The 17,189-nt window shown below is 64.5% G+C and carries 18 protein-coding genes; 6 read left to right on the forward strand and 12 right to left on the reverse strand.

Features of this window, described 5'->3' with window-relative positions; genetic code table 11:
* The first annotated feature begins 81 nt into the window (after positions 1-81).
* Genes AAG799_RS17335 through AAG799_RS17345 form a run of 3 tightly spaced genes read left to right on the forward strand, consistent with a single transcriptional unit; the run spans position 82 to position 2,227 of the window.
* A complete protein-coding gene (locus AAG799_RS17335; RefSeq protein WP_341897929.1) occupies positions 82-1,251 on the forward strand; it encodes a bifunctional 2-C-methyl-D-erythritol 4-phosphate cytidylyltransferase/2-C-methyl-D-erythritol 2,4-cyclodiphosphate synthase in 1,170 nt (389 codons plus the stop codon).
* 5 nt (positions 1,252-1,256) lie between these two features.
* On the forward strand, positions 1,257-1,709 hold the full coding sequence (locus tag AAG799_RS17340) for a phosphatidylglycerophosphatase A (protein WP_341897930.1): 453 nt from the start codon (positions 1,257-1,259) through the stop codon (positions 1,707-1,709).
* Positions 1,710-1,717: 8 nt separating this feature from the next.
* Positions 1,718-2,227 carry a CinA family protein gene (locus AAG799_RS17345; protein ID WP_341897931.1) on the forward strand — a complete coding sequence of 170 codons (510 nt, stop codon included), beginning with the start codon at positions 1,718-1,720 and terminating at the stop codon, positions 2,225-2,227.
* A gap of 12 nt (positions 2,228-2,239) precedes the next feature.
* Here AAG799_RS17345 and AAG799_RS17350 read toward each other — a convergent pair whose 3' ends face one another.
* The 4 genes from AAG799_RS17350 to AAG799_RS17365 form a co-directional block, all read right to left on the reverse strand.
* On the reverse strand, positions 2,240-3,679 hold the full coding sequence (locus tag AAG799_RS17350; protein ID WP_341897933.1) for a malonyl-CoA decarboxylase: 1,440 nt from the start codon (positions 3,677-3,679) through the stop codon (positions 2,240-2,242).
* 42 nt (positions 3,680-3,721) lie between these two features.
* Positions 3,722-4,198, reverse strand: coding sequence for a type II toxin-antitoxin system RatA family toxin (locus AAG799_RS17355; protein ID WP_341897934.1), 477 nt, complete (start codon positions 4,196-4,198; stop codon positions 3,722-3,724).
* A gap of 6 nt (positions 4,199-4,204) precedes the next feature.
* Positions 4,205-5,161 carry a lipoyl synthase gene (lipA, locus tag AAG799_RS17360; protein WP_341897935.1) on the reverse strand — a complete coding sequence of 319 codons (957 nt, stop codon included), beginning with the start codon at positions 5,159-5,161 and terminating at the stop codon, positions 4,205-4,207.
* 156 nt (positions 5,162-5,317) lie between these two features.
* Positions 5,318-5,857 carry a helix-turn-helix domain-containing protein gene (locus AAG799_RS17365; RefSeq protein ID WP_341897937.1) on the reverse strand — a complete coding sequence of 180 codons (540 nt, stop codon included), beginning with the start codon at positions 5,855-5,857 and terminating at the stop codon, positions 5,318-5,320.
* Positions 5,858-5,945: 88 nt separating this feature from the next.
* On the opposite strand from AAG799_RS17365, the gene AAG799_RS17370 reads away from it, so the two are divergent.
* The gene (locus AAG799_RS17370) at positions 5,946-6,923 is read left to right on the forward strand and encodes an NAD-dependent epimerase/dehydratase family protein (RefSeq protein WP_341897939.1); all 978 of its coding nucleotides are present in this window, start codon (positions 5,946-5,948) and stop codon (positions 6,921-6,923) included.
* 58 nt (positions 6,924-6,981) lie between these two features.
* Here AAG799_RS17370 and lpdA read toward each other — a convergent pair whose 3' ends face one another.
* The 6 genes from lpdA to AAG799_RS17400 all read right to left on the reverse strand — a co-directional run bounded on the left by lpdA (position 6,982) and on the right by AAG799_RS17400 (position 13,321).
* The gene (gene lpdA, locus AAG799_RS17375) at positions 6,982-8,388 is read right to left on the reverse strand and encodes a dihydrolipoyl dehydrogenase (protein ID WP_341897941.1); all 1,407 of its coding nucleotides are present in this window, start codon (positions 8,386-8,388) and stop codon (positions 6,982-6,984) included.
* A gap of 11 nt (positions 8,389-8,399) precedes the next feature.
* Entirely contained in the window at positions 8,400-9,101 is a 702-nt protein-coding gene (locus AAG799_RS17380; RefSeq protein WP_341897943.1) for an SDR family oxidoreductase, read from the reverse strand.
* 10 nt (positions 9,102-9,111) lie between these two features.
* Positions 9,112-10,401, reverse strand: a complete 1,290-nt coding sequence (locus tag AAG799_RS17385) for a pyruvate dehydrogenase complex dihydrolipoamide acetyltransferase (RefSeq protein ID WP_341897944.1) — start codon at positions 10,399-10,401, stop codon at positions 9,112-9,114.
* A 14-nt stretch (positions 10,402-10,415) separates the two neighbouring features.
* Positions 10,416-11,810 carry a pyruvate dehydrogenase complex E1 component subunit beta gene (locus AAG799_RS17390; protein ID WP_341897945.1) on the reverse strand — a complete coding sequence of 465 codons (1,395 nt, stop codon included), beginning with the start codon at positions 11,808-11,810 and terminating at the stop codon, positions 10,416-10,418.
* A 22-nt stretch (positions 11,811-11,832) separates the two neighbouring features.
* Positions 11,833-12,846, reverse strand: coding sequence for a pyruvate dehydrogenase (acetyl-transferring) E1 component subunit alpha (gene pdhA, locus AAG799_RS17395; protein WP_341897946.1), 1,014 nt, complete (start codon positions 12,844-12,846; stop codon positions 11,833-11,835).
* Positions 12,847-13,009: 163 nt separating this feature from the next.
* The gene (locus AAG799_RS17400; RefSeq protein WP_341897947.1) at positions 13,010-13,321 is read right to left on the reverse strand and encodes a septum formation initiator family protein; all 312 of its coding nucleotides are present in this window, start codon (positions 13,319-13,321) and stop codon (positions 13,010-13,012) included.
* 155 nt (positions 13,322-13,476) lie between these two features.
* On the opposite strand from AAG799_RS17400, the gene AAG799_RS17405 reads away from it, so the two are divergent.
* Together AAG799_RS17405 and AAG799_RS17410 are read left to right on the forward strand one after the other, a co-directional pair.
* Positions 13,477-14,454 carry a glutathionylspermidine synthase family protein gene (locus AAG799_RS17405; protein WP_341897948.1) on the forward strand — a complete coding sequence of 326 codons (978 nt, stop codon included), beginning with the start codon at positions 13,477-13,479 and terminating at the stop codon, positions 14,452-14,454.
* A gap of 43 nt (positions 14,455-14,497) precedes the next feature.
* Positions 14,498-15,133: a hypothetical protein gene (locus AAG799_RS17410; protein ID WP_341897949.1), complete on the forward strand. Its 636-nt coding sequence runs from the start codon at positions 14,498-14,500 to the stop codon at positions 15,131-15,133.
* Positions 15,134-15,153: 20 nt separating this feature from the next.
* Here the strand turns inward: AAG799_RS17410 and AAG799_RS17415 are convergent, their stop codons facing one another.
* Positions 15,154-15,492 carry a hypothetical protein gene (locus AAG799_RS17415; RefSeq protein WP_341897951.1) on the reverse strand — a complete coding sequence of 113 codons (339 nt, stop codon included), beginning with the start codon at positions 15,490-15,492 and terminating at the stop codon, positions 15,154-15,156.
* A 15-nt stretch (positions 15,493-15,507) separates the two neighbouring features.
* Positions 15,508-16,788: a phosphopyruvate hydratase gene (eno, locus tag AAG799_RS17420; RefSeq protein WP_341897952.1), complete on the reverse strand. Its 1,281-nt coding sequence runs from the start codon at positions 16,786-16,788 to the stop codon at positions 15,508-15,510.
* Between the last annotated feature and the right edge of the window lie 401 nt (positions 16,789-17,189).

The raw sequence follows: 17,189 nt of genomic DNA on the forward strand, positions 1-17,189 counted from the left end.
TGCGCTGCAACATCCTTCCGCTTCCGGAGCAAGCCGGGCAGGCCTTTGCCTCCCCGGACCGGCTCGGGTAGGTTGCCCCACATGACAACCGCCGCGCTGATTGTTGCGGCCGGCCGCGGAACCCGCGCCGGCGGAGAAAAACCCAAGCAATACCAGATGCTTGGTGGAAAGCCGCTGCTTCGGCACAGCGTCGAGGCGCTGCTCGGCCACGGGGCAATAGCACGGGTGGCGGTCGTGATCCACCCCGACGATTCCGGGGCCTATGAACAGGCCGTGGCCGGCCTCACAGGCGATCCCCGGCTGATGCCGCCCTGCCTCGGCGGTGCAGCACGGCAGGACAGCGTCCGGCTGGGTCTGGAGGCCATGGCGCATGATCTGCCGGCACATGTGCTCATTCATGACGCAGCCCGCCCATTTCTTCGGCATGTTTATATAGATCGCCTGCTGGCCATGCTCAAACAGGCGCCGGGTGCCGTTCTGGCCATCCCGGTGGTCGACACCCTCAAGCGCGACGACAGCGGCTATGCCCGCAGCGGCGTGGAACGCCAGGGTCTGTGGCGGGTGCAGACCCCGCAGGCCTTCCGCTTCAGCGACATCCTGACCGCGCACCGCCAGTCGGCCGGCCTGGCGCTGACCGACGACGCCGCCGTGGCCGAACGCGCCGGCCTCGCCGTCAGGCTGGTGCCCGGCAGTGAGGAGAATTTCAAAGTGACCGAGCCCGAGGATTTCGCCCGCGCTGAACGCCAGTTGCTGTTGCGGCTGGCCGATATCCGCACCGGCCAGGGCTTCGATGTGCATGCCTTCAGCGACGAGCCGGGCCGCAAGCTCACCATCGGCGGACTTGTCATTCCGCATGACAAGGGACTGGCCGGCCATTCCGATGCCGATGTGGCGCTGCATGCGCTGACCGATGCGATCCTCGGCGCATTGGGGGCCGGCGATATAGGCCAGCATTTCCCGCCCTCTGATGCGCGCTGGAAGAATGCCGACTCTGCCGCCTTCCTGCAGCATGCCGTTTCATTGCTGACGGCGCGCGGCGGCATGCTGGCGCATGCGGATGTCACCATCATCTGCGAAGCGCCGAAGATCGGGCCGCATCGCGATGCCATGCGTGCGCGCATTGCCGCGATCACCGGCGTCGCTGTTGATCGCATCAGCGTGAAGGCAACGACCACCGAGCAGCTCGGCTTCACCGGACGGCGCGAAGGCATCGCGGCCCAGGCGGTTGCCACCATCCGGCTGCCGGGCTGAGCGCGATGTATGCTTTGCCTTTCGTGCTCTGCACCTGGTTCGGCCTCGGCAAGCTCAAGCCCGCACCGGGCAGCTGGGGTTCAGCCGGCGCCCTGCCCTTTGCCTGGCTGCTGCAGCTCTATGGCGGTCCATGGGCGCTTGCCATTGCGGCCTGCGCCATAACGCTGATCGCGCTGTGGGCGATCCGGCTGTTCCTGGTGCGCTGGCCCGGCGAAGATCCGGGCGAAGTGGTGATCGATGAAGTGGCCGGGCAATGGCTGACGCTGGTTTTCGTGCCGGCCGATCCGTGGCTCTACCTGATCGGCTTCATCGTCTTCCGCTTTTTCGACATCACGAAAATCTGGCCAGCCTCCTGGGCCGACAATACCCTCAGTGGCGCGCCCGGCGTGCTGATCGACGACCTCTTCGCCGGCCTCTATGGCATGCTGGTCATGCTGGCCGTTGTCTATTTCTGGTGAGACACATCATGGACGATACCCTGCTCCGCCTTGCCGAAACCCTGCTGCAGCGCTGCCGCGACGCCAAGCTGATGCTGGCGACGGCGGAATCCTGCACCGGCGGACTGATCGCAGCCACACTGACCGAGATCGCCGGTTCGTCGGATGTGTTCGAGCGCGGTTTCGTCACCTATTCCAATGACGCCAAGACATACTCCATCGGCGTGCCGGCCGAGATCGTCGCCGGCCATGGCGCGGTGTCGGAACCCGTGGCGCGCGCCATGGCGGAAGGCTGTTTACGCAAGAGCAAGGCCGATATCGCGATTGCCTGCACCGGCATCGCCGGACCCGGCGGCGGTACTGCTACCAAGCCGGTCGGCCTGGTGCATATCGCGGTGGCAGCCCAGGGCCAGGAAACCATGCATCTGCGCATGACCTATGGCGAGATCGGCCGCAGTGCCGTGCGCCGGGCGACGGTGGAAGACGCGCTCAACCTCGCCGGCGAAATGGTGGCGCAGATGCAGGCGAGCGCGGATTAAAGGCTGCGCGGACTAGAGGCTAGCCAGCCGCTTCACCTCGCCCGAGGCGGCAATCGTGCCGTCGCGCACGAAGCGTTCGTGGTTCTGGTCGATATCGTCCAGGCGGTAGAGATAGTTCACCATCAGGCCGGCCGACTGTTTCATGCCGTTGCGCGAGCGGTCGCCCATCCAGTTCAGCCGATGCACGGCCGAACCGTTGCTGAGATGGAAGCGCGCCACCGGATCGCGCGGCTTGCCAGCCTTGTCGGTGGCGGTGAGCAGATAGCGCGCGCAGAGCCTTAGCAGCACCGGCTTCAGCGCCTCGGCCAGCGCCGCATTGTCGGTCCAGGCATGATCCTTCAGCAGGCCGGGCAGCATGCCCTTGGAGAAGCGCTGGCCCAGCGCATGGGTCAGTTCCTCGCGCGCCTTGCTCTCCACCAGGTCCGGCGTGCCGGCAGTGACAGTTTCCTCCAGCCAGCTGCGGAAGCCCGGGATCGGCGACAGGGTCGAGAACTGCTTGAGGTTCGGCAGGTCGCGGCTGAGATCGTCCACCACGCGCTTGATCAGGAAGTTGCCGAAGGAAATGCCGCGCAGGCCGACCTGGGTGTTGGAGATCGAATAGAAGATTGCCGTATCGGCGTCCTTGGGATCGAGCACCGGCGTCGCCTGGTCCAGCAGGGTCTGCACATTGCCGGCGATACCTTTCACCAGCGCGACCTCGACGAAGATCAGCGGCTCCAGCGGCATGCGCGGATGGAAAAAGGCATAGCAGCGCCGGTCGGCATCCAGCCGGTTGCGCAGGTCGTCCCAGCTTTCGATCGCATGCACGGCTTCATAGGCGATCAGCTTTTCCAGCAGGGCAGCCGGGCTGTTCCAGGAAATGCGCTGCAGTTCGAGGAAGCCGACATCGAACCAGCCCACGAGGAGATCTTCCAGATCGGCCTCGACGATGGCGAGTTCGGGCGCCTCCTTGCGGAAACGCAAAGCATCGGCGCGCATGTCGACGAGGAATTTCACGCCCTGCGGCAGCGCGGTGAACTGCGTCAGCAGCCGCTGGCGCGGCGGGGTGAGCGCCAGCCGCAGGCTGCGCTGCGCCTTGTGGCGGGCAAGCGGTTCGGCGGCGCGCTGCACATCGGCGATGGCCGTGTCGAGTGCCACTTCATCGGCGGCGAAACCGGTGGCCAGCACCTGCAGGAAGCTGCGCTTGCCGGCATCGTCGAGACCGAGATAGAGCCGGCCGAGAGCGGCGGCACGGGCCCGGGCCGAGACCTCGCCGCCGCGCGCCTCCAGGCAGTCGGCGAACAGGCCGCGCAGGCGTTCGGTGTCCTTGGCGTCAGACAGGCCGTCGCGGGCCAGCTGGGCGGTGTCGTCGCCGCCGGCAATGCCGCGCCAGGCGCCGACCAGGCTGCGCAGGCCGCGCTCCAGCAGGGTGCCGGAAATCGAGATATTGGGAAGCGTAGGCAGGGCGACCATTCTGAACTCCTTCAAGGGCTCAGGGATAACGGCCGAGCCGGGTCAGAGTGCCGTGATCGTAGCACCAGGCGGCAGGGATAATCCATTCTCGCCGTAGAGCTGGTGCGCCCGGGTCTCGAAGGCGCCAACCATGCGGCGCACCGCTTCATTGAACAACAGCTCGATGGTTTTTTGCAAAAGCCGCGACTTGAACTCGAAATCGACATAAAAGTCGATCTCGCAGCCGGTCGGATGCGGATGGAAGATCCAGTGGTTTTTCAGATATTTGAACGGACCGTCTGTGTATTCGACATCGATGCGCCGGGCCTCCGCGTCGAGCGTCACCCGGCTGGTGAAGCGTTCGCGGAACACCTTGAAGCCGATGATCAGGTCGGCCACCACGACAGTTTCGTTACGCTCGCGGATGCGGGCACCGACGCACCAGGGCAGGAATTTCGGGTAATGCTCGATGCCGGCGACCAGCGCATAGAGCTGGTCGGGCCGGTAAGGCAGAACGCGTTTTTCAGCGTGGGTCGGCACCGGTGCTCAGGCTTCTGCGCGGGACATCTTGGCTTCGCGGGCCGCCTTCAGCCGGGCGAAATCATCGCCGGCATGATGCGACGAGCGCGTCAGCGGCGAAGCCGAGACGGTGAGGAAGCCCTTGGCATTGGCAATCGTCGCATAGGCGGCGAACTCGTCGGGCGTGACGAAGCTCTTCACCTCGGCATGCTTGCGGGTCGGCTGCAGGTATTGCCCGATGGTGAGGAAATCCACATCGGCGGCACGCAGGTCGTCCATCACCTGCATGATCTCGATCTTCTCTTCGCCCAGGCCGACCATGAGCCCCGACTTGGTGAACATCAGCGGATCGAGTTCCTTCACCTTGGCCAGCAGCTGCAGCGAGGCGAAATAGCGCGCGCCGGGCCGGATGGTGGGATACAGACGCGGCACGGTTTCCAGATTGTGGTTGTAGACATCGGGCCGCGCCGAAACCACCGCCTCGATGGCGCCGGGCTTGCGGATGAAATCGGGTGTGAGGATTTCCACCGTGGTCGACGGCGAAGACCGGCGGATCGCCGCGATGGTCTTGACGAACTGCGAGGCGCCGCCGTCGTCGAGGTCGTCGCGATCCACTGATGTGATGACAACATGATGCAGGCCGAGCTTGCCCACCGCCTCGGCGACATGCTCGGGCTCGTCATGGTCGACAGCACCGGGCTTGCCGGTCGAGACATTGCAGAAGGCGCAGGCGCGGGTGCAGACCGCGCCCAGGATCATCACGGTGGCATGCTTCTGCTTCCAGCACTCGCCCAGGTTCGGACAGGCAGCTTCCTCGCAGACGGTATTGAGATTCAGCTCGCGCATCAGCCGGCGCGTCTCGGCCACTTCCGGCGAGGTCGGCGCCTTGACACGGATCCAATCCGGCTTGCGCAGCACCGGCGTATCGGGCTTGTGCGCCTTTTCCGGATGGCGAACCGGGATGGGATGAACGTTGATGACCACGACTTTAAATCCTTGGGCGACCTCGGGAATCACTGCTGGGGCTGAGGTAGCGCGAACCCAGTATACAGAAAAGCCCCCCACCCTGCATCTGCTTGAAAACCGCCAGATTATTCAATTTTCAACCCGACTTGGAGACCTGCCTGGTCTTTCCAGCGGTCAGCGTTGCGAGAGTTTTTCGACAACGGCATCGAACAGCAGGTCGCTGACCGCAACGATATCCTTTCGTGAAGCACCTCGATGTAACAGCGACAGGACGCCCTGGGATGCTGCCCAAACGGCAAGTGCCGCAGCGTCCACCGGCCCCCGGAACCGGCCCATGTCCACCAGACGCTGAACGCGGGCGTGCATCAGCGCATAAGCATCGGCGAGCACTTCGGGTCGAGCGAGGACGTGATGCGAGAGCAGCGCGTAAAGCGCCGGACGCTTAAGCGCAAACTCTACCGCGACGTCCCAACCGGCGCGGAGCTGGTCAAGCGGATCGGCCGAGGCCGGGGCCCGCTGCTTGCGTCGCATGAAATCGGCCAGTCCATGCTGGATCAAGGCCCGCTCCAGTCCAGTCTTGTCGCCAAAATGGTGGTAGAGCGTCGGAGACTTGATGCCCGCGGCCTCGCATACGGCTCGCGTCGTTAGGCCGTCCGGTCCTTGCGCCTCGAGCAGGGCAGAAGCGACTTCCAAAATCGTGGTTTCAGTATCCATCTTTGTCCTCGGCATTCTCGCACTCTGCACTTGACGCTCCTATATCGTCGATATACATATACTGTATCTTTGATATAGGAGATATTTCATGCAGTCTGCATTCCTGGTCACGGGTGGCTCGGGTTTCGTTGGCGGCCGGCTCATCGAACGTCTTGTTGCCAAAGGCTATCAGGTCCGCGCGCTGGCCCGTAGCGATGAGGCCATACGAATCGTGCAAAAAAAGGGAGCGGAGCCAGTGCGCGGGTCGCTGAACGACGCCGCCTTGCTGGCGCGTGCGGCTCGCGGCTGTGACGCGGTGATCCACGTGGCGGCGTACTTTAAACTGTGGGGCGCCCCTGCCGAGTTCGAGCGGTCCAACGTCGAAGGCACGGCCAATCTGCTGCAGGCGGCGGCGGGCGCGTCCGTCCGCCGTTTCGTGCAACTGGGTGCGGCTGCGGTGGTGATGGGCGATATGGTGCCGATGCTGCGCACCGACGAGTCGCTGCCGCGCCAGGAGCGCTCGTGGGCACCGTACAGCGCGTCCAAGGCGCGCAGCGAAGCGCTCGTGCTGGCCGCCAACCGTGACGGTGTGTTCGAGACCGTTGTCGTACGCCCGCCGATGATCTGGGGGGCCGGCATGCCGACGCTGGATCACATGATCGAGACGGTGAAAGCGGGCCAGTTCCGCTGGGTAGGCAGTGGTTCGCAGGCCATGTCTACGGCGCATGTCGACAATGTCTGCCATGCGCTCGAACTCGCCGTAGAGAAAGGTCGTGGCGGCGAAGCCTATTTCGTCAGCGACGGAACCGACACGACGCTCAAGGGACTGATCTCCGGCTTGCTGCGGACGCGCGGCATCGAACCGCCGCGCGCTTCGGCGCCGCTGCCGGTGGCCTGGGTCATGGCCAGCGTGATGGAATGGGTTTGGCGCACATTTTCGCGCCAGGGCGAACCGCCGATCACGCGCCAGATGCTGCGTCTCATCGGTGAGCCCTTCACGCTGGACATCGGCAAAGCACAGCGCGAACTGGGCTACCAGCCCGAGGTATCGCCGGAACAGGGTCTCAGGGCTATGCACGGCACCTGAGGGGGCGCGGCTGCTCAGGTCGTGCGACCGGCATCCAGTCGCGCGACCTGCTCCGACCTCAGAAATTCAGCGCCTTGCCGTAAGCGTCCAGCACCGACTCATGCATCATTTCCGACAGCGTCGGATGCGGGAAGATGGCATGCATCAGCTCGGCTTCCGTAGTTTCCAGGGTCTTGGCGATGCCGAAGCCCTGGATCAGCTCGGTCACCTCGGCGCCGATCATATGGGCGCCCAGCAGCTCGCCGGTCTTGGCGTCGAACACGGTCTTGACCAGGCCTTCGGGCTCGCCCAGCGCAATCGCCTTGCCGTTGGCGAGGAAGGGATAGCGGCCGACCTTCACCGTATGGCCTTTGGCTTTTGCCGCAGCCTCGGTCAGACCAACGCTGGCGACCTGCGGCGTGCAATAGGTGCAGCCCGGGATATTGGTGACCACCAGCGGATGCACATCCTTCTCGCCGGCGATCTTTTCGACGCAGATCACGCCCTCATGGCCGGCCTTGTGGGCCAGCCAGGGCGGACCGGTCAGGTCGCCGATGGCATAGAGGCCCGGCTCGGCGGTGCGGCTCCATTCATCGGTCACCACATGGGTCTTCTCGACCTTGGCCTTGGTGGTCTCCAGCCCGATATTCTCGACATTGCCGACAATGCCGACGGCGAGGATGACGCGCTCCACCGTGATCTCGGTCTCCTTGCCGGCCTTGTCCTTCAGCACGGCGGTGACCGTATCGACGCCCTTCTTCAGCGCCGTGACAGTCGTACCGAGATGGATCTTCATGCCCTGCTTCTCGAAGGCCTTCTTGGCAAAGGCCGAGATTTCCTCGTCTTCGACCGGCAGCACGCGGTCCATCACCTCGACCACGGTGACCTCGGCGCCGAGCTGGCGGTAGAAGCTGGCGAATTCGATGCCGATGGCACCCGAACCAATCACCAGAAGCGACTTCGGCAGCGCCGGCGGCACCATGGCTTCCTTGTAGGTCCAGACCAGCTTGCCGTCCGGCTCCAGGCCGGGCAGCGAGCGCGCCCGCGCACCGGTGGCGAGGATGATGTGCTTGGCGGTCAGCTCGGCGACCGGCTTGCCATCCTTGGCCACCTTCACCTTGCCGGGACCGTTCAGCGTGCCATGGCCGTCGAAGACCGTGACCTTGTGCTTCTTCATCAGGAATTTCACGCCGTTGGAAAGCTGCGCCGCGACCTTGCGCGAGCGCTCGACCACCTTGGCGGTGTTGATCGTCACCTTGCCTTCGACGGTGAAGCCATAGGCCTCGGCATGTTTGATGTTGGAATAGATTTCGGCCGAGCGCAGCAAAGCCTTGGTCGGGATGCAGCCCCAGTTCAGGCAGATGCCGCCCAGATGCTCGCGCTCGATGATCGCGGTCTTCATGCCGAGCTGGGCGCCGCGAATGGCGGTGGTGTAGCCGCCCGGGCCGCTGCCGACGACGATCAGATCAAAACTGGTATCAGCCATGCTGGCTCTCCTCAGACTGAGCGGGTAATGCCGCCGTCGACACGCAAATTCTGTCCGGTGATGTAACTGGCCTGCTCCGACAGCAGGAAGGCAACCGCATCGGCGATCTCGCGCACGGTGCCGTAGCGCTGCATCGGGATGCGGGCGACGCGAGTGTCTTTCGCCGGCAGGCTGTCGATGAAGCCGGGCAGCACATTGTTCATGCGGATGCCCTGCGCCGCATACTGGTCGGCATAGACTTTCGAGAAGCTGGCAACGGCGGCACGCACCGGGCCGGAAATCGGGAAATCGGCTTCCGGCTCGAAGGTGGCATAGGTCAGCAGGTTCACGAACGCACCGCCGCCTTGGCGGAGCATCACTGGCGTGACCACCCGCACCATGCGCACCACGGCCAGATGCACCAACTCGAAGCCGGTGAGCCAGGCGGCGTCATCCAGATCGAGCAGATTGCCTTTCGGCGGATGGCCGGTGTTGTTCACCACCGCATCGATGCGGCCGTATCTGGACAGCGTGAGATCGACCAGCGCCTTCACGTCTTCGGCCTTGGCATTGGAGCCGGTGACGCCGACGCCGCCGAGCGATTCCGCCAGCGTCTTGGCTGCACCGGAGGGCGACATCGCCGCCACGTGATAGCCATCGGCGGCGAGCTTTTTCAGAATCCCGGCGCCCATGCCCTTGCCGGCGCCGGTGACGATAGCGACTTTCTCCGTCATCCTTGCCGCCTCACAGCAGCATGGTCAGCGGGTCGTCGATGAAGCCCTTGAAGGCCTGCAGGAACTGCGCGCCCACGGCACCGTCCACCGCGCGATGATCGACCGACAGCGTGCAGGTCATGATCGTGGCCGGCACGATCTGACCGTTCTTCACAATCGGGCGCTGCTCGCCGGCGCCGATGGCTAGAATGCAGCCCTGCGGCGGATTGATCACCGCCTCGAACTGCTTGATGCCGAACATGCCGAGGTTGGAGATCGAGAAGGTGCCGCCCTGGAACTCTTCCGGCTTCAGCTTGCCGTCGCGGGCACGGGCCGCCAGATCCTTCATCTCGCCAGCAATTTGCGTCAGGCCCTTGCTCTCGGCCTGCTTGATGATCGGCGTGATCAGGCCGTTGGGCGTCGCCACCGCCACCGAGATATCGGCATGCTCGTAATACATCATGCCGCTGTCGTCGAAGCTCGCATTGGCGGTCGGCACTTTCTTGAGTGCCAGCGCCACGGCGCGGATGACGAAGTCGTTGACGCTGATCTTGGCCTCGGTCTTGTCATTCAGCCGCTTGCGGAGCGAGAGCAGCTCGTCGATCTCGGTATCGATGGTGAGATAGAAATGCGGCACCGTCTGCTTGGACTCAGTCAGGCGGCGCGCAATCGTCTTGCGCATGCCGCTGAGCGGTTCGAGCTTGTAGGGCATCTTGAGCAGGTCGGCGAGCTGACGCGCACCGGGGCCGGAAGCGACAGGCGCCGCAGCCTTGCCGGCCGCAGCAGCCGACGCGGCCGCACTGCCTTTCGGCGCCTTCTCGATATCGGCCTTGACGATACGGCCATGCGGGCCGCTGCCGCTGACAGCTTTCAGGTCGACATTGTTCTGCTGCGCGATGCGGCGGGCCAGCGGCGAGGCAAACACGCGTTCCCCGCTTTTGGCCGGGGCCGCGACAGGGGCTGCAGCCGCCGCAGCCGGGGCGGCCGCAGGCTTCGGCGCAGGTGCGGCTTCCGCCTTGGGTGCTTCGGCCTTCGGCGCTGCCGCCTTGGGCGCGGCCTTGGCGGCAGAGGCGCTTTCGCCCTCTTCCAGCAGCACGGCAATCGGCGTGTTCACCGCCACGCCCTCGCTGCCTTCGGCGACCAGGATCTTGCCGAGCCTGCCTTCGTCGACGGCTTCGAATTCCATCGTCGCCTTGTCGGTCTCGATCTCGGCGATGATGTCACCGGCCTTGATCTCGTCGCCTTCTTTCTTGTGCCACTTCGCCAGCTTGCCCTCGGTCATGGTGGGCGAAAGGGCCGGCATCAGGATTTCGATCGGCATCCGTCAGCCCTCCCTTACGTGCGATAGCAGACGGCTTTCGCCGCCGCGACGATTTCCGGCACCGTCACCAGTGCCAGCTTTTCCAGATTGGCGGCATAGGGCATCGGCACATCCTTGCCATGCACCCGCACCACCGGCGCATCGAGATAATCGAAGGCCTTTTCCATGATCACGGCGGCGATTTCGGCGCCGATGCCCGATTGCGGGAAGCCTTCTTCAATCGTGACGATACGATTGGTCTTCTGCACCGAAGCGATGATGGTGTCGTGATCCATCGGACGGATGGTGCGCAGGTCGATCACCTCGGCCTCGATGCCCTCTTCCGCCAGCTTCTCGGCAGCAGCCAGCGCATGGCCGACCGCAATCGAATAGCCCACCAGGGTCACATCCTTGCCGGCGCGGGCGATACGCGCCTTGCCGATCGGCACGACATAATCGTCCAGCTTCGGCACCTCGAAGCTGCGGCCGTAGAGGATTTCGTTTTCCAGGAAGATCACCGGATTGGGATCGCGGATCGCCGCCTTGATCAGGCCCTTGAAATCGGCCGCCGAATACGGCGCCACCACCTTGAGGCCCGGAATATGCGAATACCAGGCGGCATAGCACTGGCTATGCTGGGCGCCGACGCGCGCCGCAGCACCATTCGGGCCACGGAACACGATGGAGCTGCCCATCTGGCCGCCCGACATATACAGCGTCTTGGCCGCCGAATTGACGATCTGGTCGATCGCCTGCATCGAGAAGTTAAACGTCATGAACTCGACGATCGGCTTCAGCCCGTAGAAGGACGCACCGACGGCGAGGCCGGCGAAGCCCTGTTCGGTGATCGGCGTATCGATCACGCGATCGGGGCCGAATTCATCCAGCATGCCCTGGCTGATCTTGTAGGCGCCCTGATACTGGGCGACTTCCTCGCCCATCAGGAAGACCTTGGGGTCGCGGCGCATCTCTTCCGACATACCCTCGCGGATCGCCTCGCGCACGGTCATGGAGACGAACTGCGTGCCTTCGGGGATGGCGGGGTCCTTCAACTCCGGTGCCGGTGTCTTCGCCGCCGTCACAGCGGACTCACCGGGCTTGGCCTCTTCCGGCTGCTTCTTGCCGTCATCGGGCTTCGCCGCCTTCGGGGCTTCGGCGGCCTTGACCGGTGCGGCGCCGGGCTTTTCACCCTCGCCGCGCAAGGACGCAATCGGCGTGTTCACGGCGACGCCTTCGCTGCCCTCGGGCACCAGGATCTTCTCCAGCACGCCCTCATCGACGGCCTCGAATTCCATCGTCGCCTTGTCGGTCTCGATCTCGGCGATGATGTCGCCGGCCTTGACCTCGTCGCCTTCTTTTTTATGCCACTTGGCCAGCTTGCCTTCCGTCATGGTCGGCGACAGGGCGGGCATCAGAATCTCAATGGACATCGCTTACTTCCTCCCGGCCCGCTCAGGCTTCAACATAAACGTCGGTCCACAGCTCCGACGCATCGGGCTCTGGGCTTTCCTGCGCGAAATCGGCGGCCTGCTGGACGATGTCCTTGACCTCCTTGTCGATGGATTTGAGCGCGTCCTCATCCACCATCTTGTTGCCGAGCAGCAGCGCACGCACCTGATCGATCGGATCATGCTCGGCGCGCATCTTGGTCACTTCGTCCTTGCTGCGGTATTTCGCCGGATCGGACATCGAATGGCCGCGATAGCGATAGGTCATCATCTCGAGGATCACCGGGCCCTTGCCGGCACGGCAATGCGCCACGGCTTCCTCGCCGGCTTCGCGCACGGCCACCACGCTCATGCCATCGACCTGGCGGCCGGCGATGCCGAAGCTCTCGCCGCGCTTGTACAGCGCCGGCTGCGCCGAGGCGCGGGCCACCGAGGTGCCCATGGCATACTGGTTGTTCTCGATCACATAGATGACCGGCAGTTTCCACAGCTCGGCCATATTGAAGCTCTCGTAGACCTGGCCCTGGTTGGCCGAGCCGTCGCCGAAATAGCAGAAGGTCACATTGTCGGTCTTGTTGTACTTCTGGGCGAAGGCGAGACCGGTGCCGAGCGGCACCTGGGCGCCGACGATGCCGTGGCCGCCGTAGAAATGCTTCTCGCGGCTGAACATATGCATCGAGCCGCCCTTGCCGCGCGAATAGCCGCCGATGCGGCCGGTCAGTTCGGCCATCACGCCCTTGGAGTCCATGCCGGTGGCCAACATGTGGCCATGGTCGCGGTAGGAGGTGATGACGGCATCGCCGAGCTTGGCGCAGGCCTGCAGGCCGACGACGACGGCTTCCTGGCCGATATAGAGGTGGCAGAAGCCACCGATCAGGCCCATGCCGTAGAGCTGGCCGGCCTTCTCCTCGAAGCGGCGAATCAGCAGCATGTCGCGGTAATACTGGAGCAGTTCCTTGGCCGGCGGCAATTTGCCGCCCTTGGCCGCGGTATCCGCGGCCTTGCCCGGTTTCGCCATTGTTTTCCTCCCGACTGACCTTACGGCATTGCCCACAGCTAACACCGGCTGGCGGCAATTGGCGAGCGGAAGATTATGGCTAACTTTAGTTAAAACAAGGATTTTTACTTGATTAACTGAAAATCGGTTAATCGGCGAAATTCCATTGCCGGGAAGCCCCGGTTCAGCGGCCGAGAATTACCCGGTCGCCCGGTCGCAGCAGGCCGAGCACCCGCTTGCCCTGCTCTTCCAGCATGTCGGCATCCAGGCCGTCGGCGCGCAGCAGGCCGACCCGGCGCTCCAGCGTGCGGCGTTCGCTGGTCACGTCTGCCAGCGCCACCTTGGTATCCTGGATCTGCAGGGTGAGCCGCGTATAGGCGTTGATGCCGTGCTCGCCCTCCATCGCGTGGTAGGCGAAGTAGCCGATGGCGGCGAAGCAGATCACCGGAATGACGGCGGCAAGGGAATGACGGCGGATTTCGCGAACAGCACTCATGGTGATTCGTAGAGAATCACAGCCGAGTCGCGCGGTCAAACCATTTCCGAGTCGGTCTCAAGATTCTCACAGGTGAGTCAAAGGATTAGCCGGCGACTCGGAGGGTGCGTGCTAAGCCCCTTTCCCGCACCGGAGCCGCGACCTATGCTTGGGCCATGCAGCGTCTTGCCATGGACCCCTGCCCCGACTGGCAGGACCGCGCCGAGGCCCAGGGCTTCCGCTTCCTCGGCGCCGATGGCCGGCCGCGCTGGCGCGACGATGCGGCCTACCGCTTTACAGCCACTGACATCGACACTCTGGGCGATGCGGCCCAGCAGCTGGAGGATCTGTGCCTGGAGCTGGTCGAGCGCATCGTGGCGGCCGGCGACTATGCCGCCTTCGGCCTCGGCGACCTCGCCTGCACCCTGATCGAGGATTCCTGGCGCCGCCAGGACAAGAACCTGTTCGGCCGCCTCGATCTGACCTGGGACGGCCATGGCGCGCCCCGGCTGCTGGCCTATGCCGCCGATGCCCCTGCGGGACTACACGACGCCAGCGTGGTGCAGTGGGAATGGTTCGACAGCCATTACAATCACGGCGACCAGTTCAACAGCATCGACGACATGCTGATCGAGGCCTGGAAGCATTTCGGCCTCTGGGGTCATCGCGTGCATTTCGCCTGCGGCGGCGACGACGATGCCGCGCGCGGCGCCTGCGACTACCTGCGCGGCACCGCCATGCAGGCCGGGCTGGAGACCGGCTTCCTGCCCATCGAGCAGCTCGGCTGGAACGGCAAGCGCTTCACCGACCAGGAGGCCAAGCCGATCACCGTGCTGTGCAAGCTGTCTCCCTGGGACCGGCTGCTGCAGGCGGCCATCGCGCCGCAGATCCGCACCTCGGGCATGCGCCTGATCGAGCCGGCCTGGAAGCTGCTGCTGTCGCATGACGCTCTGCTGCCGCTGCTGCGGCAGTCCTTCCCCGGCCATGAAAACCTGCAGCCGGTGGATGCCCTGCCGGCCTTCGACGGCTTCACCCCGGTGCTGGGCGTCTGGATCGTGGCGTCGCGCGCCTGCGGCCTGGGCATCCAGGAAAGCCGCCCGGGGCAAAGCCATGGCAACGAGGACAGCCGCTTCGTGCCGCACCTGATCGCGTGAAATCCGGTTGCCGCCGCCAAGCCGGATGCGCTAGGACTGGGCCATGGGACCGTTTCGCACACTCGCCGCCACGGCGCTGCTCGCTTTGCTGCTGGGCGGCTGTGCGCAAAGCCGGGTGGCCTCGACCGAGACGCAGTTCGTCGAGGGCTCGCCCGATGCCATTGTCGTCATCGGGCTGAAATCCGTCGTCCCGATCATCACCCCGGGCAGCCGCAGCTATCCCGATTTCCAGATGAGCTGGGAATTGCTGCCCGCCCAGCAGCCTGTCCGGCCGACCGCGGCGCGCGCACTCGTCGTCGACAGCGCCGACCGCACCGGCATCTTCGAAGAGAAGCCACCGGGTGAGTTGGCGCTCTATGTGATCCGCGTGCCCGCCGGCACCTATTACCTGCGGCAGATCACCACCGACGTGGCCCAGTCGCGCTATAGCCTGCTGCCGATGGGTGCGCCCGGCGCACCCTTCTTCACCGTGAAACCCGGCGAGGTGCGCTATATCGGCGACCTGCATTGCGATGTGATCGCCCGCCCGGCCCGCTGCACCACCCTGACCCGCAGCGATGCCCTGGCCCATGCCGTGCTGCGCCAGTATCCCGGCATCCGGGTCAAGCCGCATTTCCGCGCCCCGGCCTACAGCCCGGCGGCGGATGAACCGGCCAGGGTGATGACGGTTTCGAACTAGGCCTTAGCGGCCCGGTCTTTTTAACGACACCGTACCAGGCGGCGGTCGGATTCAATCGTCTCGTCGAAGGCGACCAGCCGTGTCGGCGTGTAGTCGAGCACGATCAGCGCCAGCTCGCGATCCGGCTCGGCATCATCCAGCAGGATGATGCGGTCGCGGCCGACCCGGTATTTGCCTTCGCGCGGCTCGGCCTCGTCCAGGGTCGACTTGAAAGCACCATCGGCGGTGAACTCGATGCTTTCGGTCTCGCAGCGGCTCTGGCTCACGGCCCATTTGCCTACGACAGAAAGAGACTGCGCCGCCGCGCCGACCGAAGCCAGCGCGACGGCGAGTGCGATGATGATTACCCCCCGGCTCATCATCGTCTGTTCTGTTCAGCGACCCTTGAGGGCCGACAGGCCCGGATACTTCGCTGCGGAATCGAGCTGCTGCTCGATGCGGATCAGCTGGTTGTACTTCGCCATGCGGTCCGAGCGCGCCAGCGAACCGGTCTTGATCTGGCCGCAGTTGGTGGCGACCGCGAGATCGGCAATCGTGCTGTCCTCGGTCTCGCCCGAGCGATGCGACATCACGGCGCGATAGCCGTTCTTGTGCGCCAGCTCGACGGCTTCGAGTGTCTCGCTCAGCGTGCCGATCTGGTTCACCTTGACCAGGATGGCATTGCCGACGCCCTGCTTGATGCCATCGGCCAGGCGCTTCGGGTTGGTGACGAACAGGTCGTCGCCGACCAGCTGGCACTTGGCGCCGATGCTGTCGGTCAGTTCCTTCCAGCCCTTCCAGTCGTCCTCGGCCATGCCGTCTTCGATCGACACGATCGGATAGTCGCCGACCAGCTTGGCCCAGTATTTCACCATGTCAGACGGCGACAGCTTCAGGTTCTCGCCATCCAGATGATACTGGCCGTCCTTGAAGAATTCTGTGCTGGCGGCATCGAGCGCGATCATCACATCCTTGCCGGCCTTGTAACCGGCGGCCTCGATGGCCTGCATGATGAAGTCGAGCGCGCCGCGCGTGCTCGGCAGGTTCGGCGCGAAGCCGCCCTCGTCGCCCACATTGGTGTTGTGGCCGGCATCCTTCAGCTTCTTCTTCAGCGTATGGAACACTTCGGCGCCCATACGTACGGCCTCGGCGAGGCTGGGCGCCGCCACCGGCATGATCATGAATTCCTGCACGTCGATGGGGTTATCGGCATGGGCGCCACCATTGATGATGTTCATCATCGGCACCGGCAGCACATGCGCGGCCGCGCCGCCCACGTAACGATACAGCGGCAGGTCGGCCTCCTGGGCCGCCGCCTTGGCCACCGCCATCGACACGCCGAGAATGGCGTTGGCGCCCAGACGCGCCTTGTTCGGCGTACCGTCCAGCGCGATCATGGTCTGGTCGATGCGCAGCTGCTCGCTGGCCTCGAAGCCGGACAGCGCATCGAAGATCTCGGTATTGACGGCATCGACCGCCTTGAGCACGCCCTTGCCGAGATAGCGTTTCTTGTCGCCGTCGCGCAGTTCGACCGCTTCGTGAGCGCCGGTCGAGGCGCCCGACGGCACGGCGGCGCGGCCCATGGCGCCGCTTTCCAGCACGACATCGACTTCGACGGTGGGATTGCCACGGCTGTCGAGAATTTCGCGCGCCAGGATGTCGGTGATGCCGCTCATGTCGGGGGGTCCTCTAAGGCAGGATAAGGCCGGAAAGATGGGCCAAAGGGATAGCCCGGCGGGGGAGCCGGAGCAAGGGGCGGACGGTGGCCAGACAGGGGCAAAGCTGTGGGTAAACTGGGCTTTGGAACCACCCGTCGCCCTCGGATTTATTCCGAGGGCCCATCCCATCCATCCGCGTCGCGGCGCCCGCAGATGGACCCTCGGGGCAAGCCCGAGGGTGACGGTCTATGTAAATGAGCGCCTTACCCCCAGTGTCATGGCCGGGCTTGACCCGGCCATCCACGATTGTGCATGGTCCGATGATGGCCTCGGAAGCTGTCATTCGGTCTGCACAACCCGATCTCGGTCGGTTGATTGGTTTCCCGTTGACCGACATCAAAGTAGCGACCTTCTATGTC

The sequence above is a fragment of the Ferrovibrio terrae genome, assembly GCF_943371255.1.
Lineage (GTDB): Bacteria > Pseudomonadota > Alphaproteobacteria > Ferrovibrionales > Ferrovibrionaceae > Ferrovibrio > Ferrovibrio terrae_B.